Genomic DNA, 25,979 nt, shown 5'->3' with positions numbered 1-25,979 from the left:
CGGCTCAAAACGCCGGAGCGGGGGCGAACATGGATCCAATCGATAACAAGGGGGGAACGGCAAGCGGCCTTGCGGCGCGTACCTATCCGCTGGTCGCCCTGGCGTTCTCGACGATCTTTGTCCTGACGGTCGCGACCAGCGTCTGGGTCTATTATTCGCAATCTCCGGCGGTGGACTTCGCCAGCTTCTGGGCGGCGGGGCACCTGGCGATCACCGGCCAGCCCGCCTTGGCCTACGACATCCAGGCCCACCGGGCGATCGAGATGAGCGTCACGCACATGGGCGGGCTGATGCCATTCCCCTACCCGCCGCCGTTCCTGTTCATGGTCTCAGCCATCGGTTTTCACCCATTCTGGCTCGCCTACCTCGCCTGGATCGCGTGCACGGGGGCACTCTACCTGCTGGCCGTGAAGCGTTTTCTCTCGCCCCGTTACGCTTTCGCGCACCCGGCCGCCCTGATGAACGCGGCCATCGGCCAGAACGGACTTCTCACCACGGGCATTTTCGCCTTCGGGGCTTCGATCGTGGCGAGGCAGCCCTACCTGGGCGGCGCTGTGCTCGGCCTGCTGGTTATAAAGCCGCAGCTCGGCGTGCTTCTTCCAGTTGCCCTGCTTGCCGACCGCAACTGGCGAGGAATCGCGGCTGCCGCCGTCTCGTCGCTGCTGCTCCTGGCCGCGGCGGCGCTGGTTTTCGGGCTAGACTCCTATCGGGGATTCCTCGCGATTACCGGCGACTATACGGGCTACATGGCCGGCAGCCGCTGGAACTGGGGCGAGCTTGCCAGCCTCTTCGCTTTCGTTCGCTTTTTCGGCGTGCCGGAAGCCGTTGCACTCGCGATCCAAGGCGTGGCGGCACTCGCCGCGGCGGCGATCACGTGGAGATCATGGTCGACGAAGGCCGAGGAGCGCGTCGCGGTGCTTGCTGCGGCTACGCTGCTCGTCCCGCCCTACCTATTCACCTACGATTCGCTGCTTCTGGTGCTGCCGCTGGCTTTCCTGCTCCGCGATGGCAGGCATCCGTGGCGCGTCGCAATCCTGTGGCTACTGCTCCTGGCGCCGATTCTTGCGTATTTCGACCTCTATCCAGGCCCGAATACAATCCCGATCGCCGCCATGCTGTCGTTGTGGTGGCTGGCAGGCCCGAAGGCGGCGCCTGTCCCCGCCCCTGTGCCCGCTTAATAGACGCCCGGGACCAGCCGGAACTTCACCTGCCTAGCGAGGTCGCGATAGGCAGCATCCTTGAGCAGGAACTTCTCCTCCTCGCGGATTCGAAGGACCTGGACGGTCCAGGTGACCAGATACTTGATCAGGTTTCCGAGCGTCAGGTTGGCAAGAAGGAAGCCCACCTGGGTGACGAAATAGCCAAGGTACATCGGGTGGCGGATGAACTTGTACGGGCCGCCGCTTCGAACGCCGCGGTTCGCGGGCGCGAGCCCGAAGCTGCGCCACAGCGCCAACTTCGCCGAGACGTTGATTCCGACGCCCAGCGTCATCAGCCCGGCGATGACCGCATCGGGCAGCAGCTGGAAACCGCCGGCGACAGGCCGCACGAGAAGCGGAGCGGCCGTGCCGACGAAGGCGAGGAAGAAGGGATAAGGCTTCATTGCCATCTCGCCCGGGCGCCTGATGATCATCAGGAATACCGGAAGCGTTTCAGAGACGCAGAGGAGAAGCACGTAAGGATGAGCGACGGCGTTGGTGAGCATCGCCTGCAGGAAGGTCGCGCTCAACAGGATGAGGAACAGCCGTTCCGCGTAATCCGCAATCCTGCCCAAGTCCGGTCTCCGCATTGTGTCGCGGGCGGTCTAGCGGCGCAGGTGAGAAAGAATGGTTAATCAGCCCGCCGGTTGCGCCTGTGGCCAAGCGCACAAAAGAAAACGGCGGCGCCTTTCGGCACCGCCGTCTCTTTTTACGCTGACTTTCAGCTTAGCTGTCGAGCGAGCTCGAAACGTTGCTGAAGGTGTTGGTCAGCGAGCTGCCGATGGAGGTCATCGCGCCAATCGCCGCAACGGCGATGAGAGCTGCAATGAGGCCATACTCGATGGCAGTCGCACCCTTTTCGTTCTTAATCAGCTTCAGAAACTTGGCCATGTCCGGTCTCCTGTAGGCTCCACTAAATGGGAGACGTGCTCCCCCACCTGCGCTGTTACTTTTGCGTAGGTTGCGAAGAGGATTAGGACCGAAGGAGTTGAGAAACTCTTAAAGTAGCAGGTTTCGATGCGTTAAGGTTTTGGCGCTAGTCGGCTGCGCATGGACGGGTGCGCGATCGAGCCGGACGCAATCGGGTCAGCCAGGGCGCTGCGCAATCCGATGAGCATAGAGGCCAAGGTCGCCGCTCTGGCCGCCGCCACCCTCGCGATCGCCATCCAGACGCTGTGGATCCCGATCGACGCCGACGTATCGTGGCTGATCACGGTTTGCGAGCGGGTTCTTTCGGGGGACCGGCTCTACATCGATATCCTGGAGGTCAATCCGCCGGCATCCGTGTGGCTCTATTTGCCTCTGGTCTGGCTTGCTAAAACCATTGGAACCAGGCCGGAGGCGGTCGTCGCTGCCGGATTCGTCGCGGGCGGGCTCGCGTCCGCATTCACAACCTTGCGGATCGCATCGCGACTCGATGTGCCGAGGGCACGCCCGTTCCTGGCGTGCGCCCTGCCCTTCATTGCGCTCGTGCTTCCCATGGCGCTCTTCGCCCAGCGCGAGCATGCGGCAGTGCTTCTCGCCCTTCCAGTCCTCGCGGCGGTCGCAGTCATCGCTGAAGGCGGACGCCTGAACCGTCGCGCCGTTGCGGCGAGCGGCTTTGCTGCGGGCCTGATCGTCATCATCAAGCCTTACTTCCTGCTTGCTGTGGCGATTCCGGCGCTCTGGACAGCGTGGAAGCGGCGGTCGGTCACTCCATTGGTTCCGGGGCTCATCGCGGGCGGGCTTGCGATCGCACTCTATGTGGCGGGGATCCTTCTCTTCGCTCCTGCCTATCTCGCCTGGCTTCCCGTCATCGCCCACACGTACGGGCCGATGCACGAAAGCTGGTGGAAGCTGCTTCTGGCGCCGACCTTCTACCCGGCAATCTGCATCGGCCTGTTGATGATGCTGCGGCCGGACAAAGTCCCGGTGCTCGCGATGTCATGGATCCTCGGCGCCGCCGGATTCCTGCTGGCCACCTTTGCTCAAGCCAAGAATTATCCGAATCACCTGCTTCCCGAAGCCGCGCTGGCGCTCGCCGCCGCGGCCGCGGTGCTGGACCTGCCCGGAGTCGTTCGCGGCCGCAGGCTCCCAGTTTCTCTTGCGCTCGCCTTCGTCGGCGCGTGCCAGATGTACCAATGGGTGATCCTTCCCGACCCGGCGGTCGCGTCGGCGATCAAGCGAGTCGCGCCGCCCACGCCTTCGATGATCGCGCTCAGCCCGCAGCTGACGACCGGGCACCCGGTGACACGCAATGTGGACGGGCGCTGGGTGGGCTCGCGGGCCGGCTTGTTTACCGCGAGCGGGGCGGCTCATGCCGGGCTAAAGGATCCGATCGCGCGCGACGCGTACCGCGAAGACGTCGATTCGTTCGGAAGGGACGTCGCTGCGCATTCGCCCGACGTAGTTCTGGTCAGCAGGGCTGCAAAGAAATCCTTGATGCGAGAGCCCTCGATCGCCGCGGCGATGAGCCCCTACCGCCCCGCGGCTGTGACAAAAGACACCGAAGTCTGGGTACGGCGAAGCCTGAAACGCTGAAGCTCAGCGTTCCTCGATGACGTTCTGGATCTCGCGGGCGATGTCGCGAAGCGGCTTGGAATCTTCGCTCCACTGTTCCGGAAGCGGGCTGGGGTGGCGAACCGGCGGCTTTGGCTTCTGCTGGGGCTGCGGGCGTGGCCGTTCACGATAGCCGGCGGGCAGCGCCGGACCGCGGGTCCCGTCGATCGAAACCGCGGAGCTCATGAAATCGTGCCAGATGCGCGCCGGGACCGTGCCGCCGCTGATCTTGCCGAGAGACTTGTCGTCGTCGCGGCCAACCCAGACGCCGACCACAAGGTCGCCCGCAAAACCGACGAACAACGCATCGCGATTATCCTGAGTCGTGCCGGTCTTCCCGAACGTCGGGACCCACAGCGCCGCCCGCTTGCCGGTGCCCGTATTCGCTGCGGCCCAAAGGAGGTCGAGCATGGCTGCGCGCTCGCTGCGCTCGTCGAGCGAGCCCCTGCTCGAGAAGAAGGCCGAGAGGCCGCCCTCCTCCGGCTCCTGCGGCAGTCCGCGGGCGCGGACCGGGTAGCGGCGGGATAGGATCGCCGCGTAAGCGGAAGTCAGTTCCAGCAGGCTTACGCCGCCCGTACCAAGGGCAAGGCTGGGCTTGTCCGGCAGCGAAGTGGTGATGCCGAGGTCGCGCGCCGCACGGATGACGCTTGGGCGGCCGACTTTTTGCGACAGGCGCACAGTTGCCGCGTTGCTCGATCGGGCGAACGCCTCGCGAAGAGTAATTTTGCCGCGATAGATTCCATCGCTGTTACCCGGGCTCCAGCCGTCGATGGCGATCGGGCGATCCTCGATGATGCTGTCCGGTGTCCAGCCGGCTCGCATCGCGGCGAGATAGACGAATAGCTTGAAGGCGGAGCCGGGCTGACGACGCGCCTGGGTTGCGCGATTGAACGGCGTGTCGGCGTAGCTCTTGCCGCCGACCATCGCCACGACCCGGCCGTCTGGACGCATCGCGACGAGCGCCGCTTGCGCGCCGCCGATGGCGGCTCGGCTGATCGTGCGGACGGCGATTCGCTGCAGATCGGCATCCAATGTGGTTTCCACCCGCACCTTGCCGAATTCCGCATCGAACGCGTCCTGTGCCTGTGGGGCCATCCAGTCGGTGAAATAGGTACCGGATGGGAGAGGGCTTCGCTGCCTGACCGGCCGCGCGAGCTTCACTGTGCGCGCCTTCTGGCGGCTGATCGCGCCAGTCTGCGCCATGGTCGCGAGGACTAGGCGGCTTCGGTTCTGCGCAGCCTTCAAATGGCGCGTCGGGGCGAGCCTCGATGGCGCCTGCACCAAGCCGGCGAGCATCGCCGACTGCGCCAGCGACAGGTTTTCCGGGTCGCGGTTGAAATAGTGATGGGCGGCGGCCCGGAGCCCGTAGACCCCGTCGCCGAAATAGACGCTTGAGAGATAGCGGGAGAGGATCTCGTCCTTGGTCAGCCAGCCCTCCAGCCAGAAGGCGATTATCACTTCCTGAGCCTTGCGCTTGATGCTTCGGTCGGAGGAAAGGAAGCTCGTCTTGGCGAGCTGCTGGGTGATCGTGCTTCCGCCCTCGCGGACCCCGCCCGCCCGAACGTTGGCGAGCATTGCCCGGCCGATGCCGCGCGGATCGATTCCCCAATGCCGGTAGAATCGCCGGTCCTCGATGGAGACGAATGCTGCCGGGGTCAGGCGATTGAGCTTCGCGACGTCAACCGGCGCTTCCTTCATCGCGCCGCGCTCGGCGATCGGCCGGCCTTCCGCCGACAGGAACAGCATCGCGGGATCCGGCAGCGGCTCCAGAGCCCGTGACAGCGGGGCGGTGAAGACCAGCCAAAGCAAGGTGATCAGGATGACTAAAAGGGCGGAGCCGACGATGATCTTCGTCCGGCGCCAGCGCGACCTCGGCTTCTGCTCCTCCGGCTCCTCGGAGCCTGGAGCGGCGTCGGGCGGCGGCTGAGCCGGCGCGAAAGGATCGGGAAGATCCTCAACGTTTACGCCGCCACGGCTCCAGATCGACTCGTAATCAGTCATCCGGTGGATCGACTTCCCTCCCGCAGCGCCACTGCCTTACTCCGGTAAAACAGTGTGCACCATTACGCCAGATGGTTGCTGAACCTGGCGTTGCCTTTATTGGTCGCGCACATGCGGATATCCCTCCTGCGCCGCTGCTTCCTGATGGCCATGGCAGCCGTAGCCGCCGCTTCGGTCGGCGGATGCGAACGCAAGTCGCAAGGCGTCCTGCAGGTCCTCGTCATCGGAGGCCAGCCCCGCCTGGCGGATCCCCAGCGTGTCGCCCCGAGCCAAAGCGATTCGGTCCTTCTCGCCAATGTGGCTCAAGGGTTGGTGCGCTTCGACGCTCACGGACAGGTCGAGCCCGGCCTTGCGGAAACCTGGAACGTCAGCGACGACGGTCTGAGCTACATCTTCCGCCTCGCCAATACGCATTGGTCCGACGGGCGGAGAGTTACCGCTCAGCAGGTCGCGCAGACGCTGAAGCGGCTGATCGGTCCGCCCAGCCGAAACCCGATAAAGGATTCCTTCGGCGCGGTCGAAGACGTGGTGGCGATGACGGACAGGGTTCTTGAAATCCGTCTGAAGCAGCCACGCCCCCACCTCCTCCAGCTCCTCGCGCAGCCGCAGATGGCGATGGTGTACGGCGGCGGCTCCGGGCCGTTTACGATCGAGCGGCCCAAGGCTTCGGGAAAAAACTTGATGCTTGTCCGTGACGTCGAGACACCCGATGAGGAACAGCCCCGGCGCGACCGGCTCGAGCTGGGCTCATCCAACGCCCAAGATGCGGTGCGCATGTTCGCCGCCGGCGAAACGGACCTCGTGCTTGGAGGAACGTTCGTCGACTTGCCTTTCGCTCGTGAAGCGAGCCTTCCCAGACGGGCTCTGCAGTTCGATCCGGCCTCGGGCCTGTTCGGCCTTGCCCCCGGGCGCGACAGCAAGATTATTTCCGACCCCGACGTGCGGCGGCTTCTGAGCCAGGCAATTGACCGCGATGCGTTGGTGGCGGCGCTGTCGGTGCCCGGCCTGGTGCCGCGGGCGACGGTGCTCGAACCTGGCCTCGACAACATACCCGATCCCGCGCCCCCGGCATGGGCCGCGGCGCCGATTGCCGACCGCAGGGCAGCGCTCGCCGCTACCGCCAGGCGCCTGTTTGCCGGACAGGAGGCGCCGACGATCACGGTCGCTCTTCCAATCGGCCCGGGCGCCGACCTCTTGTTCAGGCGGCTCGTCAACGACTGGGGGGCCATCGGGCTCACGGTCCGGCGCTCAGCGGCCGGCGAAGTTGCCGACCTCAGGCTGATCGACGAGGTCGCGCCGTCAACGTCGGCAAACTGGTTCGTCCGCCGATTCCGCTGCGCACAGGCGAGGATCTGCGACGATCACCTGGACGAGCTGCTCGAAGCCGCCCGGGACACCGCCGTTCTCGCACAGAGAAGCGCCCTCTTCGAACAGGCCGCCCGCGAGATCGACGACCAGCAGCTGTTCATCCCGATCGCCGCGCCGATTCGCTGGTCGCTGGTTTCCAGCAGGATTGCAGGGTTCGCGGGGAACCGCTTCGCGATCCATACGCTGATCGACCTGGAACAACGATTGGATCGAACCGGCGATTGATGGCGACTGGAAGCAATCTGCGAACGCGCCTGCCACTCGGCAACGATGCTGCATCGGTTCGCCAGCGCGTCGAAGCGCTCGAGAAGCTCATGGAGCGGATCGTCGTCATACCCGGCATCAACCGTCCCGTGGGGCTCGACGTCATTCTCGATTTCATACCCGTTGCGGGCCCGACAGCAGCCGCCGTCATCGGCGCCTATCTTGCCTGGGAGGCGCGCAATCTTGGAATGTCCAAGTGGCACATGGCGAGGATGGGCGGGAATATCGGAGTTGACTGGTTGCTTGGAATGATCCCGCTGGTTGGCGCGATCCCCGACTTCTTCTTCCTGTCCAACACCAGGAACCTTCGGATCATCAAGCGGCACCTGGACAGGAAGCATCCCGCAGGCGCCACTGTGGACATCCCGACCGCCATCGAGAGGCCGTAAATCTTCCGTTCACGGCCGCTCGTCGAAAAAGCACTTTCCTGTCGTCGGTCAGCGGACTACGGCGCACCTACTTCCCCACAGGAGCGATTATGCAAAAGCTGTTAGTAAGCCTGGCTGCGTTCGGACTCTTCGCCGCACCGGCAACCGCGCAAATTGCGCCGGCACCGCAAGACCAGGCCCAGGCAGCTCCTGCCGAGAAGCCGAAGACGGTCAAGAAGACCGTATGCAAGAACGTCGAAGAAGAGCGCAGCATCGGCTCGCGCCTCGCTCCGACGACCAAAATCTGTCGTGTTGTCGAAGTGCCCGCCCCTCCGGCGAAGTCGGCTCCGCAGGCGAACGGCGCTCGCTAAGTCGGGTTGAGCCGGTGCCTCAGGGCTTCGGCTGTTCCCACAGCTCGATCGGATTGCCCTCCTCCAAATGGCGGCGAATCAGTCGCCGCTGATCGAGCGGTCGATATCTTCCGGCGGGACTCCGCCGTCCGCGTCTTCGACTATCGGCTTTCCAACGTCGCCCTTGCCGACGGTGCCGCCGGCCATTTCCAGCATCCGCTCAAGCGGAACGCGTGCAGCCTTCATCACCTCGGGCGACAGTTCGATCCTCGGCTGCAGGTCGCGGAGCGCCACGTAGAGCTTCTCGAGTGTGTTGAGTGCCATGTACGGGCACATGTTGCAGTTGCAGTTCCCGTCGCCGCCAGGGACGCCGATGAACCTCTTGTTCGGCGCCGCTTTTTCCATCTGGTGGATGATGTGCGGCTCTGTCGCCACCAGGATCGTGTCGGCCGGCGAACTCAGCGCGAACTCCAGGATCGCCCTCGTCGAACCGACGAGATCGGCATGCTCGACGATGTGCGGCGGGCATTCGGGATGGGCCGCCACTGGAGCGCCTGGATGCTCCGCTTTGAGCTTCAGCAGCTCGGTCTCGCTGAACGCCTGGTGGACGATGCAAATGCCCGGCCACAGAAGCATGTCCCGTCCGGTCTTCCGGGCGAGGTAGCCCCCCAAGTGCCGGTCAGGCCCGAAGATGATCTTCTGGTCGAGCGGAATCTGGTCGAGGATGGTCTGCGCGCTGCTGCTCGTGACGATGATGTCGCTGAGCGCTTTCACCGCCGCCGAGCAATTGATGTAGGTGAGCGCGATATGGTCCGGGTGCGCCTTCCGGAACGCGGCGAACTGGTCCGGCGGACAGCTATCCTCAAGCGAGCAGCCGGCCTCCATGTCGGGAAGGATCACGGTCTTTTCCGGCGACAGGATCTTCGCCGTCTCGGCCATGAAGCGGACTCCGCAAAAGGCGATCACTTCGGCGTCGGTCGCGGCCGCCTTGCGCGATAGGTCGAGGCTGTCGCCGACGAAATCGGCCAGGTCCTGGATCTCCGGCTTTTGGTAATAATGGGCGAGGATGACCGCGTTGCGCTCGCGCTTCAGGCGCTGGATTTCGGCCAGCAGGTCGACGCCCTTCAACGATTCCGATTGTACCGTCACTTCTGTCCTTGGGCGGCCTCGCGCCGCTCCGCTTCCTTCACTGCATTCTCATATGAGGTCGACACGTCCCACTGGCTAGTGTCGGTTGCCTCGCCGGCGAAGCGGGCGACGACTTTCGCCTCTTCGAAGCCGGCGGCCTTCAGCGGCATTGCGAAGCTTCGTTCGACCGCCTGGCGCGCGGCCTGGCGAGCCAGCCGCATGGGCACTTCGCCCATCGCTTGCTTGCGAAGGTCGGCGACGGCCTTGGCGCGGTTCGCCTGGTCCAGCCCCTGCTCGGCATTGGTGAAGGCGGCCAGAAGCCCGCCGGAGCCATATTCGCGGGCATGGGCAAGGTCGACGTCCGGGCCCGCGATCTGAACGTCCGGAAGCCGGACCGACAAAGTGCTCGATCCCTTGTCCCACTTCACGTCGTCCTGCTGGAGCTTGGACAGGTCGAGCACGTAGCGAACGTCGCCCGGCAGGATCAGCGTCCGCTCGGTCGAGAAGCCGAGGCGCGATTCGCGTGCAGTCGTGACCGACACGTAGCGCGCCACGAACACGTCGAGCTTGTTCTGAGCCCGCATCGATTCCAGGCTGGAGGTCGCGATCGACTTCGCATCGGGGCCGCCGAACAGGCCGCCGAGCAGCCCCGCCCCGCCGAGCGCGAGCCCGAGCAGAAGCGCAATAACGACCGCCCCGATCAGGAGCGGGAGGCGGATCCGGTCCCTGTCCATATGTCTCCACTACGGGAAACGAGCCTCCGGCGCTCAAGGTCCAGAAGATGTGCGTAAACCGAACCTCCAGCAGCGGTCGTCAGCCGCGGGTCCAGCCCCGGATAGGCGCTTGCGACGATCTCGGGGATGTCGAGCGGCCGGTGGTTGACCAGCTTCAGGATCTGTCGCTCTCGCTGCATCCGATGGCCGGCGAGGTGGCGGACATATTGCTGCGGGTTCGTCACCGGCGGGCCGTGGGCGGGGAAGTAGATCCGGTCGTTGCGCTTCCTCAGCTTGTGGAGGCTGGCCATGTAGGCCGCCATGTCGCCGTCGGGCGGGAAGACGACCGTCGTCGACCAGCCCATCACATGGTCTCCCGTGAACAGCGCGTCACCGTAAGCGAAGCACAGGTGATTGGAGGTGTGGCCGGGTGTCGAGACCGCGGTCAGGGGCCGCCCGTCGATGCTGATGCTTTCGCCGTCGCCAAGCACCCGGTCGGGTGAATAATCGCCGTCGAAAGAGGCGTCCGCGCGGGGGCCCACCGTCTCCAGCGCGAGCGGCGCACAGCCGATGACCGGAGCGCCCGTCCTTTCAGCCAGCGGAGCCGCGGCCGGGCTATGGTCCCGGTGGGTGTGCGTGCACAGGATCGCGACGAGCTTGCGCGGACCCACTGCTTCGACCAGCGAGTCGATATGCTCCGGATTGTCGGGGCCGGGGTCGATGACCGCGACTTCCCTGGAGCCGACGACGTAGGTCTGCGTACCGTAATAAGTGAAGGCTGACGGGTTGTGCGCGAGGACGCGCGCGATTCCGGGCTCCAATTCCTCCAGCGCTTCGTATTGAGCGCTCACCGCATCAGCAGCGTAGGAGGAAGGGCCCGCGGCGCTCGACAGACTGGCCGGAGCGGACCACGACCATCTCGACCTCGGCGCTGACGACGCCGGCGCAGACTTCCCTCGGCAGCGAGAAGTTGACCGAACGGCCGTTGCGCATTGCGCCAAGAGCGATCTCGCCTCGCGCCTGGCCATTGCGAAGGAAGCGAAGCAACACTCCGGCGGGCAAGGCTTCGCCCGCCCTGACGTTGAGGACGGTGTCGCGGCTCAGCGAGACGCAATCGGCACCTCCGGGATATTGCGGATCTATGCAGGAGATGGTGAGGCGCGGCTTGGCCACGGGCACCAAAGGCGGCATTACAACCTTTGCCGGCGGAGCGGCGCTTGCAACCGTGGAGCCTGCCGTTCCCACGTCCGCATTGGATGCAGGCGCCTGCGGCGATTTTCGCGGCGGAATCGCCGGAAGCACTGTGTAATCGTCGGAAATCGGCGCCTGCGTCGCCCGCTGCCGAGGCGTCAGTGAAAACTCGCTCGGAGCGACGCCCGTGCTTGCCCCCTTCAGCCTTGCGACCTCGGCTTTCACCGCGGTGACGACTTGTTGGCGAACCGCCGGCTCCATCTCCTTGTTCGATTCGAGCTTGGCGATGGCGTCCTCGAGAGTCTGGATCCAGTCGGAGTCCGTCTGCCCCTCTTTCCCGCACATTTTGACCTTCGACCGGTGCGGTTGTCCGTCGAGGACCGTGTCGACCATGGTCTCGAATTTATGTGCGTCGCAATTTTCGAGAAGCGTCTTCAGCTGCGGGTTGGCTGCCGGCGCGTCCGCGCTCGCCTCGGGCGCGGCCTGCGGCTGGTTTTGTGCGGCGACGGGTACAGCGGCGAACAGGGCCGCCGAAAGCAATAGAAGGCGAGTCATTTAGCTTCCCTAGCAAGACATCGGGGCGATGTCCGCCCGAACGGCTGCACTTCCGATGAACGGATCAGGCGACGCTTTCCGCATAAGCGTCGGCGCGGGGCAGTTCCGCCGCAGAGTGGCGGCGCTCGAGCGCTCGAGGATAGACGTCATGGAACAGCCGCTCGAAGGACCGGTCCCAGCTGAAGGAGCTTGCTTCGACATGGGCGCGCGCGGCCGTCGCCATCGCTGCATGGTCGGAATGCCAGACGTCGAGGATGTTGATTGCCATGGCTCCCGAATCATCGATGGGACCCAGCCTGCCCGTCGAATCGTCAACCCTGTCGAACATCGCGCCGGCCGCCACTCCGACCACGGGAAGGCCTGACGCCTGGGCCTCGATCACCGACACTCCGAACGTCTCGTCGGCCATCGCCGAGACATAGACGTCCGCGCTTGCTAGCCACTTCGCCAGCTCCTCGCGATCGCTGAGATAGCCCGGCGCGATCACCCGCTGGTCGCGGAGCTGGAGAAGCGAGTCGCGGACAGGGCCATCGCCCACCATCGCAAGACGAGCTCCGAGCGACTTCGGGAGCTTGGAAAAGGCATCGACGACGACCTCGGCGCGGCGCTCGCGGTCCAGCCGCCCGACATAGATCAGCAGAGGGTCGCCCAGTCCGAGGCCAAGCGAGCGCCGGAGCTCCGGGTCTCGTTTTTGCGGACTGAAGTCGTCGAGCTCCACTCCAAGCGGCACGATCTCGATATCGCGAACGCCCAGCTTCCGGAGCTTCGAAGCCCCGCCATTTTCGCTGAGCGCGATGACCGAATCGAAGCGGCGATAGAGGAAACCGCAATAACGGTAGGAGATTGAGCGGAGTTGGCCTGCGACGGTCTCGCCAAGGAGGCGCTTCAGCGGCCGATGAACGTAAGCGGTTGGAAAATCGGTCATGTAGACCGCGACCGCGGCCGTCTTCGGGTGGCGTTTCCGATAGCCCAGGACCGCCCAGGGAAGGTTGTACGCGTCCTGGCACTCCACCAACCGCGGCTGGAATCGCTCGAGCGCGGCGCGGACGGCACCATTGCGAAGGAGCAGGCGATACTTCGGGCTTGTCGGCACCGGGGGCGAAGCGATCGTCACCGTCGTGGTCCGCCCGTCCTCCTCGATCTTGTCCTCGGCGCCGGGGACGATCAGCAAGTGCCGATGGGGCGTATGCTCGAGGATGTAATCGCGCTTCCGCCGCAAGTAGGTTCCTACTCCGCCGCCGACGTGGGACCAGCTTTGCGTGACGTCGCAGAACAGTTGCGAGCTTGATGGGCTCTGGATCATCCGAGGCTCAACGCAACGAGCTTTGAAAAATATGCACCGGTTTCGTCCTAAAAATGTCGGGAGGCTTTACACTGCCGCTTGGCTGCGCGTTGAAACATCATCTGAAAACCACGTAAAACTGCGCCTTTTTGCATTTGGCACGCCCGTTGCTTAGTTATTAGCGTCCACTTGGTTCCACAAACCACCAAAGGGGCGGCGGCGCGGATCTCTGGTCCCGCGCAGCCGCCCCTTCTTCTTTGTCTGGTTCAGGCGGCTGGCTCGCCGACGAGTTGCTTGAGCTCGCCGCTTTCGAACATTTCCATCATGATGTCCGAACCGCCGACGAACTCACCCTTCACGTAAAGCTGGGGGATGGTCGGCCAGTCGCTATATTCCTTCACGCCCTGCCGGATTTCCGGATCCTGGAGAACGTCCACGGTCTTGAACGGCACCTGCAGGTGCTCGAGGATCGCGACGGCGCGGCTGGAAAAGCCGCATTGAGGGAACAGCTCGGTCCCCTTCATGAACAGGACGATGTCGTCTCCGCGGACGATCTGCTCGATCCGCTCTTTTGCGCTAGTCACCTTCTGTCTCCTCCGGCGCTGCCGTCTGAAGCTGCAATGCGTGCAGCTGTCCGCCGACCCGGCCGCCCATTGCGGCGTATACCCTCTGATGCTGCTGAACGCGCGTGAGGCCAACAAAGCTGCGCGATACGACACGGGCCGAATAATGATCGCCGTCGCCGGCGAGGTCGGTAATCGTCACTTGTGAATCGGGAATTGCCGCCTTGATCAGCCGTTCAATGTCTTCGGGGGTCATTGCCATGAGCCGGACTCAAGCCTGCTCCTGCATGATCTGCCGCTTGGCCTCTACCATTTTGTGCCCCATCGCCTCGCGGATCTGGGCCTCCTCGAGATCGACTCCAGCCGAAGTGAGGTCGCCGAGCAGCTTTCGAACCACGTCATCATCCCCGGCGGATTCGAAGTCCGAGCGGACGACGTCCTTGGCGTACGAAGCGGTCTCCTCGTCCGACAGGCCCATCTGGCGGGCTGCCCATTCACCCATCAACCGGTTGCGCCGGGCGACGATCCTGAAGTTCATTTCCTCATCGTGAGCGAACTTCGCCTCAAAGGCGCGCTCGCGATCGTCGAATTGGCTCATTCGAATGCCTTCCGCAGTTTCGGCTGCGAGATAGGGGTGCGGACAAACTACGTCCAGCGGGCTTTGCGCGGCTGCCAGTCAGGAAGTGGCGACGCAGCGCCTGATCGTTGCCGCGATCACCCGCCCAAGGAACAGCAGCAGGGACGAGCCCTGGCTGCTGTCGGGCGCAAGCTCGGTCCGCTGGCCAAGAGCAAGCAGCCCTTGCGGATAAGGCGCCGGCCCGTCGATCCTGATCAAGGCCTCCGCCCGGACGGAATCGCCCGCCACCGCTCCGAACAGTGGGTGACCGCGCTCCACGCTTCGGACTTCTACGCGGCCTACTTTGCCCAGCATCCGCTTCACAAAGACGGGGTCGACCCGTTCCATCGAATCGCAGTCCGCCCGGAAGCCGCGGTTGCCGACGACCAGGGCGATCGCGACATAGTCGATTCCAAGGATGTCGGGCCAGCGGCGGGTGATCACCTCGAACAGCGAGTCCACCGATGGCGCTTCGATGGCCTCGAGAACGGCCACGTTGATCGACGCCACGGCATCGGAATGGCCGCGTGCGAAGGCGATCAGGTCCTCGTTTGCCTCCTCGACGGCGCCCAGGCGCTCGCGCAAGCGGACAACGGCCTCGTCCTTGAACTGGATGATCTGAGCCACGGCCCTCCGTAGTCGACGACCAGTTAATTTCCGGTGGTCAGCCGCGCGCACCACGTCTATCCTTGCCCCAACCGATTGAGGGAGGGCAGGAAAATGCCAGGTCTGATGTTGTTGCTTGCCGGCTCCGTTGTCGCCGCCACCCCCGCGACTCCGCAACCGTGGTTCGAGTTCAAGGACTATCCCATGCAGGCGTTCGAGAAGCGGTGGGAAGGAGTCACTAAGTTCGAACTCCTGATCGCCCAGGACGGCTCCATCGCCGACTGCAAGGTCACCGAGTCGAGCGGTCACCAAATCCTCGACCAGCGAACCTGCTTCCTCGCCTCGAAGCGCGCGAAATTCCGCCCGGCGCGCGGGCCGCAGGGGGAGCTGGCCTACGGCGTCTACCGAAGCCAGGCCGTGTGGGTTTTCCCCGAACGCCAGATGCTCAATGCAAATCCGGGGCCCGACCTCGAGGTGAGCGTTAACAAGCTTCCGGAGGGGACACTTGAGCCGCCGGTCGTGAAGCTCGCCTATGCTGTCGATGCGAAGGGAAATGCGGGAGCATGCTCGTTGATGCGCTCCGCGCCCAAGCAGCCCAGCGCGCTGGTCGAGGTCGGCTGCCAGCAGCTGCTTCAGCGCGTTTCGCACACGCCGGTAATCACACCGACGGGCCAGGCTGTGACTGCGGTGAGGACCGCCGCAGTCAAGTTCAACGCGGGGAATTAATCCCTAGATCTGCTGGCCGGTCGCTTCCCAATCCTTGAGGAAGGCGGCCAGGCCGGCGTCGGTCAGCGGATGCTTGAACAGCTGGTGGATGATCTTGGGCGGCGCCGTCATGACGTCGGCGCCCATCTTCGCCGCTTCGACGACGTGCATCGGGCTTCGAACGCTCGCCACCAGGATCTCCGTTCCGAAATCGTAATTGTCGTAGATCATCCGGATGTCGGAGATCAGATCCATCCCGTTCGATCCGATGTCGTCCAGGCGGCCGACGAACGGCGAGATGAACGTCGCCCCCGCCTTCGCCGCGAGAAGCGCTTGCGCCGGCGAGAAGCAGAGGGTGACATTCACCATCGTGCCGTCGGAGCTGAGCGTCTTGCACGTCTTCAGTCCGTCGGGCGTCAGCGGCACCTTGATCGCGATATTGTCCGCGACTCGGCGCAGCTTTTCCGCCTGCGCCATCATCCCTTCGTAATCGAGGGCGACGACCTCGGCCGAAACCGGACCGCTGCACACCTCGGTGATCTCGCGAAGCACCTCCACGAAATCGCGTCCCGATTTCTGCACAAGCGAGGGATTGGTGGTGACCCCGTCGAGGAGGCCGGTGGCGGCAAGATCGCGAATTTCGGCAATTTCGGCAGTATCGGCAAAAAACTTCATGGCGTTCCCCGGATGATTTGGGCGAGATAGCCGCTGCGGCGGGATCAGTCATCCGATTCGGGAGCGCAATAATGACGCAGGACCTTCGGATCGAACCCGGCGACGACGTGCTGTCGATCACGCTCGCGCGGCCCGACCGGCGCAATGCAATCACGGTCGCGATGTACGCCGCGCTCGCGGATGCGATCGAGGCCGCGGCCCGCGATGACTCGGTGCGGGTCATAACCATCCGTGGCCAGGGGCAGGACTTCACCGCCGGCAACGACCTCATGGACTTCCTGGCGGAGCTTCCGAGGCAGTCGGAGGATATTCCAGTGTGGAGGTTCCTCCGAGCGCTGGCGAACAACCAGGTGCCAATCGTCGCTGCGGTCCAGGGCAATGCGGTCGGGATCGGAACGACCATGCTGTTCCACTGCGACCTCGTGATTGCGGCGGCGAGCGCCCGCTTTTCCCTGCCGTTCGTCGATCTGGGGCTAGTGCCCGAAGCCGCGAGCACGCTTCTGCTGCCGAGGATCGCTGGGCGCAGGCGGTCGGCCCGCTATCTCCTGCTTGGCGAATCCTTCGGAGCACAGGACGCGCTTGAGTCAGGACTGGTCAGCCATGTGGTCGAGGATGCCCAGCTCGACTCGGCGTTCGTCGAGATTGTCGGCAAGCTTCTGGCCAAACCGCGTGATGCGCTTCGGATCACTCAGCAATTGCTGAGGCATGGGACGAGCGAGGAGATCATCGAGCGGATGGAGCTTGAGAGCAGCCACTTTTCCGAGCGGCTCCAGTCGGCCGAAGTCAGGGACTCCATCGCCGCCTTTTTCGAAGCTCGCCGGAGCGCTTCCGCTCACTGAGAAAGGTAGACGACCTTCGACTTGGTGATCGTAATCGACGGTCCCTGGAAGAAGAGGAAATCGGTCGGCTGCGAATAGCTGACCGTTATCGTCTTCGTTCCCGCGCCCGCGTTAGTGGTGATTGTTGGAGTAGCCCAGGTGCCATTGCCCACACCGAACTTGTGCGACGTGATCTGGGCTTGCAGCTGGGTGTCGGTCGGAGTCGGGAAGATGGTCGCCGCCCGGGCCGCTTCTCCCAGCGCCTGCTGAATGCCGGCATTCGCCTGGAACATGAGCGCGACCTGGAACATGCCCCAGATCATCACGATCAGCGCGGGCACGGCGATCGCGAACTCCAGCGCTGCCGCGCCCCGGCTGTTCCTCAGAAGCTTGCGAAGCCGGGTCTTCATTGCGTGCGCACTCCTGCGGTCGCGCGGACCGTCACGGTGCCGTTGGAGTTGGCCCCAGGGAAGAACCTGGTGCCGAACAGGGGCGTGAAGCTCTGCGACACGGTCACCTGCACGTAGCGCGCGTACGGATCCGTCGCGTTGGCACACGTTCCGGTATCATAGTCGAGGTGGACGCCGTCGGCGTTGCATTCGAGCCAGGAGTTGACCGTGGCGGCCGAACCCGTTCCGGCTGCCGTCTGAGCCTCCGCCTGGTAAACGGAATTGTTCGTGGTCTTGTAGTCGGACACCTGGATCAGCTCGATCGTGTGCTGGGCGGCCTGCTCGACCTGAAGCTTGGTCGAATAGGACCGACTGAGGTCGACAGTCCCCACAAGCAGGGTCGCGAGCACCGGCGTCACCAGTGCCATTTCGATCAGCGAGTTGCCTCGCTCGTCTCCCCAGATCCGCATCATGCCACCAACTTCACGATCTTGTTCGTGACCGTCTGGTTGGCGCTGCAACCGGTCGTGCTGTTCTGGAGGTTGGTGTTGCCCGAGAAGGTGGCGGTGTAGGCGACCACCATGGCGCACTTGGTCATGTTCCCGGAGCTTCCCGTGAACGTCACGTTCCCCTTCGGGAAATACATAGCTCCGTCGTAGTTCGACGTGTTGTTGCCGTTGATCTCGTTCGTATTGTCGGTCGTCGCGTTCGACGCCTGGATGAACAGCATCTTCGAGTAGGTGCCGCTCGTCGGAGCGACCAGCTGGACGATCGAATTGCCGTTCGTCTTGATGCTTCCAGGCGTGGTTCCGGTCAGGATGATCGTCACCCCGGTGCCGGTGACGGTCACGCCGCCCGCGACGCTGAAGTCGGTGCTGTCGAGAAAATAGGTCCCGGCGGCAAGATTGTAGGTCTTGTTGCCGGTGAAGGAGAAATCCTTGTAGCAGCCGGGCGTCAGGTTCGTGCTGCCCCCGGTCACCTGCTTGTTGCAGGTCATTCCGCTGGTGCTGGTGGGATATTTCCCCGCGAACGGATCCGGCATCGCCGAATGGTGCGGCCGCAGCGACGTGACCCCGGTGATCGCGCTCGGAAGCGTGCCGACCCCGGCAACGACCGGAGCGATGAAGTTGTAGCTGGCGCCGTTGGTGGCAACGGCGGGATTCGCATTTGCGTTGGAGATTCCGCCGCAGCCCAGGTTCGCGCTCGAGCTGCCGCCGATGTTGATTCCGGCGCCGCCGCTCTTCTTCAGCGCAACCAGGCAATATTGGCCGTCATCAACCATCGCCGCGGTCGCGCTGGCAGTGATCAGGGGCGCCGACGACACGAACAGCGACGAAAAGCCAAGGGTCTTCTGGACCCGAAGGGTCACCTGCACCGCATAGGAATAGGTGCCTACCGTTGGATATGCGATCTGCGGGTAGCCGCTCGCAAGGGTGATACCCGTCTTGTTGTTGTTGGCGAGATCGCCATTGACCGCGGCGGGAACGGCCGAATCCTGAAGCTTGGCATAGACGCCGGCAAATGCCGCGGAATCCGCCGCACGCTGGAGCTCGCGCTTCCACACGACCCACTGGATCGTGTCCGTCGCCAGGCCTGCGGCGCCGACCACGAACGGAAGCGCCGCGCCGGCAATGATGAGCGCGTTGCCGCGGCGGTCTCTCCACAGCTTTCCAAGGAATCGGATCATATTGGCGTCCCCAGGCCCAATTTCAGCTTTGGCGACGTCTATCGCCCCTCAAGGTGATCAAATCGTGCAGGTGAATGGTTAACAGCAGGTAACCCCTACTCCGCAAAGGACCGGCTTGAACGCTAGCGTGTTACACCTATAATACAGTTGAAGGCGCTTGCATGGGCGGCGCGCGGCGGTGAAAGTCGCCAGGACGCCAGGCGAGCACGAGAAAGGGCAGACGAACATGGCCAAGGAAGCCACTGAAACCGCGACCAAGCTCAAGCTCGACCCGCCGGAAGCTCTGCAGGCAGTCGCTCCAGCCGAGGCGGCCGGCCTGGTGCCGCTCAAGGCCGAGGAAACGACCGAGCTCGACAAGAGGGTCGCCGACTTCGTCAACGAGCTCGCCAGTCTCGATTCCAACAGCCCCGAATTCGGCAAGAAGGTCGACCAGCTGACCGCGATGGGCCGCAAGGAGATCGCCGAGGCGGCCGGAGCGTCGAACCGCTTCCTCGACCGACCGGTCAAGGCTATCGACAAGGACACCGGGATCGGAGCCGACCTGACCGAGCTTCGACGGACCGTCGAATCGCTCGACCCGAAGGAAGCCACGAAGACCCGCAAGCTCCTTGGGATCATCCCGTTCGGGAACAGGGTCGACCGCTATTTCGACAAGTATCGCAGCTCGCAGACGCACATCTCGAAGATCCTGAGCAGCCTCGGCAACGGCAAGGACGAGCTGCTGATGGACAATGCGGCCATCGACACCGAGCGAGCGAACCTGTGGAAGACGATGCACAAGCTCGAGCAGATGGTTCACATCTCGAAGACGCTCGACCAGCAGCTCGAGGACAAGGCCAACGACCTCGACGCCACGGATCCGGCCAAGGCCAAGGCGATCCGCGAAACCGCCCTCTTCTACACTCGGCAGCGCACGACGGACCTGCTGACCCAGATGGCTGTGACGGTGCAGGGCTATCTGGCGCTCGACCTCGTCAAGAAGAACAATGTCGAGCTGGTGAAGGGAGTCGACCGGGCGTCGACCACCACAGTCGCAGCGCTTCGCACCGCGGTGACGGTCGCCCAGGCTCTCACCAACCAGAAGTTGGTGCTCGAGCAGATCGGCGCCCTGAACACGACCACTGCCGGGATGATCGACACGACCGGCGAAATGCTCAAGACCCAGACGGGAGCGATCCACGAGCAGGCTGCAAGCTCGACCATCCCGCTGGAGACGCTGCAGCGAGCGTTCCAGAACATCTATGACACGATGGACCAGATCGACCGCTTCAAGCTCCAGGCGCTCGACAACATGAAGCAGACGGTCAGCACGCTTTCGAGCGAGGTCGAGAAGTCGAGAGGCTATATCGCCCGAGCCGAAGGCGTGGAGAAGGGCCGGCTGGCAGGAACCACCTCGCCGCTGACTCCGATCGAGGCGAAGTGACGGACGTAAATACCAAAGTTGAACGGGCGCTCGCGCGCTTCGACAGGGTTACCCGGGCGCTCGACGAGCGCGACGGCGCTTCGCGTGAGGCGGCGAAGCGCGAACGGCAAAGGCTGAACCGCGATCTGGGCAAGAGGTTGGCCCGCGTGGGAGTCGCGATCGGCGTCATCAGCGTCATCGCCATCGGGGTAGGATTGATCATTCCGATCGGGATGTTCGGCTTCCTTGCGGCGGTCGGCCTGGCCATCGGAATCGCAGCGCTTCTTGCGTTCATGCCCGGCGAGCGCACTGCGAAAGCGCCGACAGCCGACCTGCCCAACGGGCAGATGGTGCAGCGCTTCGATTCCTATCTCTACCGCTCTCGCGCGGTGCTTCCGGCGCCTGCCCGGGCAGAGATCGATGCGATCAGCGCGCGGCTTCCGTCGCTCAAGCAGTCACTCGACCGGGTGGAGACCCTCGACCCGAAGGCGCAGGACGCGCGGCGGCTGATGTCCATCCACCTTCCCGGCCTGATTGACCGCTATCTGAACGTGCCGCCGGAGTTTCGACGCCAGGCGGATGGCGAAGGCCTGACCGTCGACCAGCGCTTGGTGGAAGGCCTGTCCGCCGCCCGGACGGCACTCGACGAAATCTCTCAGGAGCTTGCGCGCAACGACCTCAATGCCTTCGAGACGCAGGGCCGCTTCATCAAATCGCGCTACGGCGAGGAGCCGATCGAAGGCTGAAAACACAGCCGCTAGGCGCTTGGGCAAGTTCAGGAAAAGCTTGCAGGGCGAGCGTTGCGAGGGCAGTCCATCGGCGTAAGCTTCAGGGGGGCTGCTGAATGTCGTTGCGATCGCTGCGACTGCGCGCGTACCGGCAGCTCGAACCCACTGCCTGGACGAGCAAAGGACTGTCGCCGACCAACTGGGTCCTGGCGTCCCTGATCCTCATCGCGGTGATGAACGCGATCCTCGAAACCGAGCCGCTGGTAGCGGCCGGCCGCGAGCGCATGTTCGACGATCTCGAAGTCATCGTCGCAAGCATCTTCTCAGTGGAATATGCAGCCCGCGTGTGGACGGTGGTCGAAAATCCGGCCTTCGCTCAATATCGCTTCCCGCGCCTTCGCTACATGGTCTCGGCGATCGCGATCATCGACCTTGCGGCAATCCTGCCCGCCTTCTTCGCCTTCGGCGGCGCGTCGAGCGTGGTCCTCCGCTTCTTCCGGGTGTTCCGGATGATCCGGCTCGCCAAGCTCGGCAGGACATCGCGCGCATGGCGGACGATCCGCGAGGCAATCTACGAGCGGCGCTATGAATTCGGCTTGGTCCTCGGCCTAGTCGCGGTCGCCGTGCTCATTTCCGGATCGCTCCTCTATTGGGCGGAAGCTGACGCCCAGCCCGACAAGTTCGGAAGCATTCCACGGGCGCTCTGGTGGGCGATCGTTACACTGACGACGATCGGCTATGGCGACGCCTACCCGATCACGCCGCTCGGCAAGGCCTTGGCTGCACTTATCGCGCTAACGGGAGTCATGCTGATAGCGCTTCCCACCGGCCTCTTCGCCGCATCATTCACCGAGGGAATCGAGAGGCACCGCGACCGCGCCGACCGCCGCGAAGGCCCCGATGCCTAACCGTCGGAGCCTCGAGCAATGACCGCGCAGGCGGCGATCAGGGCGAGGTTCCAGACACGCTGGCCGGGGATGAAGCTTCCCAAGCGCCTGCCGCCGTTCAATACCGCCACTTACCGCATCTTCTCGGCGATCTGGATCGCCGCCCTGCTTCTGGCGGTATTCGGTCCTACGCTCGCGCTGTACGACCGCTACACCTCGCCCGGCGACAATTCGCAGCTGATGCTCGGCGCTCGCGCCGGCTTCGCAGTCGCTCCCCAGGATGCGACCAAGGTACGCTTCACGGTAGGGCCGGAAGCGCGCGCGGCAGGTCTTCGCAAGGGCGACGACATCGTCGCCATCTACGGCCTCCCGCTGCCGGACAAGATGCCGGTGACCGAGCAAGTCCTCGCGCAGCGCGCAGACGACCCTGCCTATATCGCGATGGGCAACCTGCTCTACGGGACTGAAAAATTGCCGTTCCCGCTGACGGTGCACTCGACAAACGGCAAGGTGCACGAAGTCACCGTCACCACCAGCGAGGACCACATCAGGGCCGCTTCGAGCGAGCATGGCGTGCCTCCCGTTCTCCTGAGCTTCATCGATGTCGTCCACGTCATCTTCTACCCGTTCCTGATCTGGGCCGCGTGGATCCTGCATCGGCGAAACTCCCGCGATGCCATCAGCTCGATCCTCTCGCTCGCGATCCTGCTGATGATCGGGTCCGAGCTTCCGGCGTCAAACTTCCTGTCCAGCATCGGCGTGCCGAGGCCGGTTCACGTCGCCATGTACGACATTGGCAACGTCCTTCTGATCGCCGGAATCCTGCTGTTTCCGCATGGCAACCTATCGCCCAGGCTGGCCGCGCTCGTCGGCATATCGCCGCTGCTGCTGGCGCTGTCGGGGCGGCTGTACGAAGCCTATTTCCTGATGCTCCTGATCATCGCGGTTCTGATCCAGATCCGCTGCCTGAGGACGACGGAGGCCCAGGACCTGAAGCAGCAGATCCGCTGGGCGCTGTTCGGCTTCACCGGCTACGCGACGTTCAAGGCGATTTCCTATCTCGCGGACGTCTTCAAATATTCGACCGGGAGCTTCGGCGGCCAGCTCGGCTTCGAGCTCACCGCCGGGCTCAGCTTCGGGCTGTCGATGCTGGTCTTCCAGCTGGGGCTTCTCGTCGCGCTGATCCGCTACCGGCTCTACGACGCCGAAGCGATCATCAGCCGGACCGCGACTGCGGCGATCCTGACGTTCGCGATCGGAGGCACGTTCGCCGCGGTCATGGAGGGGATCATAACCGGGCTGCAGTTCCTCTACCCGGAGAGCGAAGCCAGCCAGACGATCGCGGCGATGGGCGGAGCGGTGGTGGCAGCGGTGTTCATCGAGCCGGTCAACCGAAAGACGCACGCCTGGGTCGAGCGGCGATTCCACAAGGCGCTCCTGGAGATCCGCGAGAAGGTGCCCGAGCTGATGCGCGACACGCGCGATTCGGCGACCCTGGACGACTTTCTCGACGGTGTCCTCGAGCGGCTGGTGACGGGAGTTTTGTCGGTGCGCGGAGCGGTGATCCTTGAAGGCCAGGTCCGGCAGACGGTCGGGATCACGGCTACCGAGGTCATGCGTTGGCACGAGGAGAAGAAGCCGGAGTTCGACCACAATGTGCTCGACTGCATTCCTGGGGATCATGTGTTCCCGCTGCGGCTGGAGGTCGAGATCAGCACCGGTGCCTTCGGCTGGCTGCTAATCGGGCCGCGTCCCGACGGCACAATCCCCGGCGAGGACGAGCAGGAAGAGCTGGAGAAGATCGCGCATACGTTGGGCCGGTCGATCCGGATCGTGCTCAGCCGCGAACAGGACCGGGAAGAGATGCTTCGGCTGGTCAGGATACAGAGCGAGCGAATCGACCGGATCGAGCAGTTGCTGAAGCTCAAGCACCAATAAGGGACAGGGCCGGTCGCGGCTTTCATTGACCGGGGCATTCGGCGCTAATAATCTGATTAAATTCAGGGAGTCGGGCATGTCGCGTTTAATTCTAGCCGTCGCGTTATTGGCAGCTTCCCCAGTGATTCCGGTGCTTCCATCGCAGGCTGCAGTTGCCGCGGACACTGCGCCAAAGTGCGCGGACACCACGCAGAAAAAGGCGAAGCGGTCGATGTTCGGCAGCATCCTAGGCAGCGTTGCCGGCGGCGTGCTCGGATCCGTCGGCGGAACTGCCGGCGCGGTCGCGGTCGCGGCTCTCCCTGCGGCATCCTACCTCGGCGACGAATTGCTCAAGATGCTCGACTGCAAGGAGCAGCAGCAGGCGGCCAAGGCGACCGATGAGGCCATTCGCGGCGGGGTCGGCACCGAAAGCGCTTGGCAGAGCGAGACTCGGGCCAACGTCCACGGATCGTCCAAGGTCACCGGGCAGGAGCAACTCGCCGACGGCGGCCAGTGCCTGACGGTGACCGACGTGGTGATCGTCGACGGCGAAGAAACCACCGTTCCAAAGAAGATGTGCAAATCGCCCGGCCAGTCCGGTTACGTGAAGGTGTGATGCGCAGGGCGTTCCTGTCGGCCGCGGCCTGCGGGTTGCTGATGTCGACTGCGGCGCCGGGGGCGACGATCGATCCCGACAACCCAAGCTGCCCGACGCAGCTCAACTGGTCGACCTATCGCCAGATGAAATTCACGCTCGAACCCGTTGAGGGCAAGCGGATCCTGAAGGCCGAGGGGATGATTGACGACGGGGTCGCGGCGCGGCTGCAGGACGCGCTGAAAGCGAATGCTCCGATCGATGAAATCTGGATCCGCTCGCCGGGGGGCAACGCCCGGGCCGGGAACGAAGCGGGCAAGGTCGTTCGCGCCGCCGGAATTCCAACGCGCATCCCCAATGGCTGGGCCTGCTTCTCCGCCTGCAACTTCTTGTTCATGGGTGGCGCGGTGCGCTATGTCGATCCGGAGGGACTGTTCGTCGTCCACATGTTCACGCACCTGGGAAACAAGGAAGCGGTGCGCGAGGAGCTCAAGCAGGGAACGGACGAGGCGCTCGGCCTCATCGGCGATGTCGAGCAGGATTCGGCGCTGCTTGCGAGCGAGGACAACGATTTCCTCATTCGGATGGGCGTGTCGCGCAAGCTCCTTACCGACGTGATGTACCAACAGAAGGCGATTGGAGATTCGAAGGACAAGTCCACGCGGCGTTGCCTCACCCCGCAAGAAGCGGTGAAGTACAACGTCGCGAACGCTCAATGATCGAACGCTTGAGAAGGAACCGGGGCATGAAAACTACTCAGCTGTTTAAGATCGGGGCTGCCGCACTGGCATTCGCCGCATCATCGGCGTCGCTGGCGACCGTGTTGGTCGTTCGCGCGCAAGGGCCGTCGGCAAAGGTCTATCCGCCGGGGAAGGCGCTTCCTGAAAGCGCGAAGATCCAGCTCCAGCCTGGCGACAGCGTCATGCTGCTCAACACCAACGGAGCGCGCACGCTTCGCGGCCCGGGCACCTTCGCGGTCGCGGCCACCGGCGGCGGTTTGGCCGAAGCCGCCAACCGCCGGGCGCGCTTCAGCGCGATGCGCAGCGGCGAAGTGCCGCTCAATCCCAGCCCGTGGAACGTGGACATCACGCAGAGCGGAAAGCTTTGCGTGGCCAACCCGTCCAAGCTCACGCTGTGGCGTCCTCAGAAGGAGGACGGAATCAAGCTGACCATCAGGGGCGGTTCGGGCGAGCAGACGATCGACTGGCCCGCCGGCACGGATACGATTGCCTGGCCGGCATCGCTGCCGGTGACCACCGGAGCGGAATACCAGCTGAGCCAGCCCGAAAGCGGCGATACGGCGCGGGTAACTTTCGTCACTCTCAACAGCCCGCCGGGTGACACGATCGGGACCGCGCAGTCGCTCATCGCCAATGGCTGCGAGAACCAGCTGGACGTGCTGGTCGACGGGGCTCCCAGCGCCGACTGACGAGG

Annotated in this window: 30 protein-coding genes; 14 read left to right on the top strand and 16 right to left on the bottom strand. The window is 64.1% G+C overall.

Annotated features, from left to right (window positions below):
* Window positions 1-29: 29 nt before the first annotated feature.
* On the top strand, window positions 30-1,178 hold the full coding sequence (locus tag LZ519_RS00670) for a glycosyltransferase family 87 protein (protein ID WP_249866827.1): 1,149 nt from the start codon (window positions 30-32) through the stop codon (window positions 1,176-1,178).
* Here the strand turns inward: LZ519_RS00670 and LZ519_RS00665 are convergent.
* Window positions 1,175-1,774, bottom strand: a complete 600-nt coding sequence (locus LZ519_RS00665; RefSeq protein ID WP_249866826.1) for a methyltransferase family protein — start codon at window positions 1,772-1,774, stop codon at window positions 1,175-1,177. The genes LZ519_RS00670 and LZ519_RS00665 overlap by 4 nt on opposite strands.
* Window positions 1,775-1,925: 151 nt before the next feature.
* A complete protein-coding gene (locus LZ519_RS00660) occupies window positions 1,926-2,090 on the bottom strand; it encodes a Flp family type IVb pilin (protein WP_249866825.1) in 165 nt (54 codons plus the stop codon).
* Between the two features lie 159 nt (window positions 2,091-2,249).
* Here LZ519_RS00660 and LZ519_RS00655 point away from each other — a divergent pair, with 159 nt between their 5' ends.
* Window positions 2,250-3,719 carry a hypothetical protein gene (locus LZ519_RS00655; RefSeq protein WP_249866824.1) on the top strand — a complete coding sequence of 490 codons (1,470 nt, stop codon included), beginning with the start codon at window positions 2,250-2,252 and terminating at the stop codon, window positions 3,717-3,719.
* 3 nt (window positions 3,720-3,722) lie between these two features.
* Here the strand turns inward: LZ519_RS00655 and LZ519_RS00650 are convergent, their stop codons facing one another.
* Window positions 3,723-5,738 (bottom strand): transglycosylase domain-containing protein, encoded by a 2,016-nt coding sequence (locus LZ519_RS00650; RefSeq protein ID WP_249866823.1) that lies wholly within the window; start codon window positions 5,736-5,738, stop codon window positions 3,723-3,725.
* Window positions 5,739-5,849: 111 nt separating this feature from the next.
* Here LZ519_RS00650 and LZ519_RS00645 point away from each other — a divergent pair, with 111 nt between their 5' ends.
* From LZ519_RS00645 to LZ519_RS00635, 3 genes are all read left to right on the top strand, one after another.
* The gene (locus LZ519_RS00645) at window positions 5,850-7,331 is read left to right on the top strand and encodes an ABC transporter substrate-binding protein (RefSeq protein WP_249866822.1); all 1,482 of its coding nucleotides are present in this window, start codon (window positions 5,850-5,852) and stop codon (window positions 7,329-7,331) included.
* Window positions 7,331-7,759, top strand: a complete 429-nt coding sequence (locus LZ519_RS00640) for a DUF4112 domain-containing protein (protein WP_249866821.1) — start codon at window positions 7,331-7,333, stop codon at window positions 7,757-7,759. Before LZ519_RS00645 ends, LZ519_RS00640 begins: the two co-directional genes overlap by 1 nt.
* Window positions 7,760-7,848: 89 nt before the next feature.
* A complete protein-coding gene (locus LZ519_RS00635) occupies window positions 7,849-8,109 on the top strand; it encodes a hypothetical protein (RefSeq protein WP_249866820.1) in 261 nt (86 codons plus the stop codon).
* Between the two features lie 78 nt (window positions 8,110-8,187).
* Here LZ519_RS00635 and nadA read toward each other — a convergent pair whose 3' ends face one another.
* The 9 genes from nadA to LZ519_RS00590 form a co-directional block, all read right to left on the bottom strand.
* Window positions 8,188-9,237, bottom strand: coding sequence for a quinolinate synthase NadA (nadA, locus tag LZ519_RS00630; RefSeq protein ID WP_249866819.1), 1,050 nt, complete (start codon window positions 9,235-9,237; stop codon window positions 8,188-8,190).
* A complete protein-coding gene (locus tag LZ519_RS00625) occupies window positions 9,234-9,950 on the bottom strand; it encodes a DUF4230 domain-containing protein (RefSeq protein WP_249866818.1) in 717 nt (238 codons plus the stop codon). Before LZ519_RS00625 ends, nadA begins: the two co-directional genes overlap by 4 nt.
* Window positions 9,917-10,780, bottom strand: a complete 864-nt coding sequence (locus LZ519_RS00620; RefSeq protein WP_249866817.1) for an MBL fold metallo-hydrolase — start codon at window positions 10,778-10,780, stop codon at window positions 9,917-9,919. The genes LZ519_RS00625 and LZ519_RS00620 overlap by 34 nt, the downstream gene beginning before the upstream one ends.
* A 4-nt stretch (window positions 10,781-10,784) precedes the next feature.
* On the bottom strand, window positions 10,785-11,675 hold the full coding sequence (locus LZ519_RS00615) for a hypothetical protein (RefSeq protein WP_249866816.1): 891 nt from the start codon (window positions 11,673-11,675) through the stop codon (window positions 10,785-10,787).
* A 64-nt stretch (window positions 11,676-11,739) separates the two neighbouring features.
* Window positions 11,740-12,978 (bottom strand): glycosyltransferase, encoded by a 1,239-nt coding sequence (locus LZ519_RS00610; protein WP_249866815.1) that lies wholly within the window; start codon window positions 12,976-12,978, stop codon window positions 11,740-11,742.
* Window positions 12,979-13,223: 245 nt separating this feature from the next.
* A complete protein-coding gene (gene grxD / locus LZ519_RS00605) occupies window positions 13,224-13,541 on the bottom strand; it encodes a Grx4 family monothiol glutaredoxin (RefSeq protein ID WP_348539367.1) in 318 nt (105 codons plus the stop codon).
* Window positions 13,534-13,782, bottom strand: coding sequence for a BolA family protein (locus LZ519_RS00600; protein WP_249866814.1), 249 nt, complete (start codon window positions 13,780-13,782; stop codon window positions 13,534-13,536). The genes grxD and LZ519_RS00600 overlap by 8 nt, the downstream gene beginning before the upstream one ends.
* 9 nt (window positions 13,783-13,791) lie before the next feature.
* Window positions 13,792-14,118, bottom strand: a complete 327-nt coding sequence (locus LZ519_RS00595; RefSeq protein WP_249866813.1) for a DUF1476 domain-containing protein — start codon at window positions 14,116-14,118, stop codon at window positions 13,792-13,794.
* 78 nt (window positions 14,119-14,196) lie between these two features.
* The gene (locus LZ519_RS00590) at window positions 14,197-14,814 is read right to left on the bottom strand and encodes a DUF484 family protein (protein ID WP_348539366.1); all 618 of its coding nucleotides are present in this window, start codon (window positions 14,812-14,814) and stop codon (window positions 14,197-14,199) included.
* 42 nt (window positions 14,815-14,856) lie between these two features.
* Here LZ519_RS00590 and LZ519_RS00585 point away from each other — a divergent pair, with 42 nt between their 5' ends.
* Complete coding sequence (locus tag LZ519_RS00585) at window positions 14,857-15,468, top strand: energy transducer TonB (RefSeq protein WP_249866811.1); 612 nt, start codon at window positions 14,857-14,859, stop codon at window positions 15,466-15,468.
* Window positions 15,469-15,471: 3 nt separating this feature from the next.
* Here the strand turns inward: LZ519_RS00585 and fsa are convergent, their stop codons facing one another.
* Complete coding sequence (gene fsa, locus LZ519_RS00580; protein WP_249866810.1) at window positions 15,472-16,122, bottom strand: fructose-6-phosphate aldolase; 651 nt, start codon at window positions 16,120-16,122, stop codon at window positions 15,472-15,474.
* A 71-nt stretch (window positions 16,123-16,193) separates the two neighbouring features.
* On the opposite strand from fsa, the gene LZ519_RS00575 reads away from it, so the two are divergent.
* The gene (locus LZ519_RS00575; protein ID WP_249866809.1) at window positions 16,194-16,961 is read left to right on the top strand and encodes an enoyl-CoA hydratase; all 768 of its coding nucleotides are present in this window, start codon (window positions 16,194-16,196) and stop codon (window positions 16,959-16,961) included.
* Here LZ519_RS00575 and LZ519_RS00570 read toward each other — a convergent pair.
* Genes LZ519_RS00570 through LZ519_RS00560 form a run of 3 tightly spaced genes read right to left on the bottom strand, consistent with a single transcriptional unit; the run spans window position 16,955 to window position 19,016 of the window.
* Complete coding sequence (locus LZ519_RS00570; protein WP_249866808.1) at window positions 16,955-17,350, bottom strand: TadE/TadG family type IV pilus assembly protein; 396 nt, start codon at window positions 17,348-17,350, stop codon at window positions 16,955-16,957. The genes LZ519_RS00575 and LZ519_RS00570 overlap by 7 nt on opposite strands.
* Complete coding sequence (locus tag LZ519_RS00565) at window positions 17,347-17,802, bottom strand: TadE/TadG family type IV pilus assembly protein (protein ID WP_249866807.1); 456 nt, start codon at window positions 17,800-17,802, stop codon at window positions 17,347-17,349. The genes LZ519_RS00570 and LZ519_RS00565 overlap by 4 nt, the downstream gene beginning before the upstream one ends.
* Window positions 17,799-19,016 carry a pilus assembly protein TadG-related protein gene (locus LZ519_RS00560; RefSeq protein WP_249866806.1) on the bottom strand — a complete coding sequence of 406 codons (1,218 nt, stop codon included), beginning with the start codon at window positions 19,014-19,016 and terminating at the stop codon, window positions 17,799-17,801. Before LZ519_RS00560 ends, LZ519_RS00565 begins: the two co-directional genes overlap by 4 nt.
* Before the next feature lie 226 nt (window positions 19,017-19,242).
* On the opposite strand from LZ519_RS00560, the gene LZ519_RS00555 reads away from it, so the two are divergent.
* From LZ519_RS00555 to LZ519_RS00525, 7 genes are all read left to right on the top strand, one after another.
* On the top strand, window positions 19,243-20,439 hold the full coding sequence (locus LZ519_RS00555) for a toxic anion resistance protein (protein WP_249866805.1): 1,197 nt from the start codon (window positions 19,243-19,245) through the stop codon (window positions 20,437-20,439).
* Window positions 20,436-21,164 (top strand): hypothetical protein, encoded by a 729-nt coding sequence (locus LZ519_RS00550; RefSeq protein ID WP_249866804.1) that lies wholly within the window; start codon window positions 20,436-20,438, stop codon window positions 21,162-21,164. The genes LZ519_RS00555 and LZ519_RS00550 overlap by 4 nt, the downstream gene beginning before the upstream one ends.
* A gap of 98 nt (window positions 21,165-21,262) precedes the next feature.
* Window positions 21,263-22,054 carry an ion transporter gene (locus tag LZ519_RS00545; protein WP_249866803.1) on the top strand — a complete coding sequence of 264 codons (792 nt, stop codon included), beginning with the start codon at window positions 21,263-21,265 and terminating at the stop codon, window positions 22,052-22,054.
* 18 nt (window positions 22,055-22,072) lie between these two features.
* Complete coding sequence (locus LZ519_RS00540) at window positions 22,073-23,971, top strand: hypothetical protein (protein ID WP_249866802.1); 1,899 nt, start codon at window positions 22,073-22,075, stop codon at window positions 23,969-23,971.
* 211 nt (window positions 23,972-24,182) lie between these two features.
* Window positions 24,183-24,566 carry a hypothetical protein gene (locus LZ519_RS00535; protein WP_249866801.1) on the top strand — a complete coding sequence of 128 codons (384 nt, stop codon included), beginning with the start codon at window positions 24,183-24,185 and terminating at the stop codon, window positions 24,564-24,566.
* On the top strand, window positions 24,566-25,264 hold the full coding sequence (locus tag LZ519_RS00530) for a COG3904 family protein (protein WP_249866800.1): 699 nt from the start codon (window positions 24,566-24,568) through the stop codon (window positions 25,262-25,264). The genes LZ519_RS00535 and LZ519_RS00530 overlap by 1 nt, the downstream gene beginning before the upstream one ends.
* A 26-nt stretch (window positions 25,265-25,290) precedes the next feature.
* Window positions 25,291-25,974 (top strand): hypothetical protein, encoded by a 684-nt coding sequence (locus LZ519_RS00525; protein WP_249866799.1) that lies wholly within the window; start codon window positions 25,291-25,293, stop codon window positions 25,972-25,974.
* The last annotated feature ends 5 nt before the right edge of the window (window positions 25,975-25,979 follow it).

Source organism: Sphingomonas anseongensis (assembly GCF_023516495.1).
Taxonomy (GTDB): Bacteria; Pseudomonadota; Alphaproteobacteria; order Sphingomonadales; family Sphingomonadaceae; genus Sphingomicrobium; species Sphingomicrobium anseongensis.
This window is presented reverse-complemented; position numbering and strand designations above follow the sequence as displayed.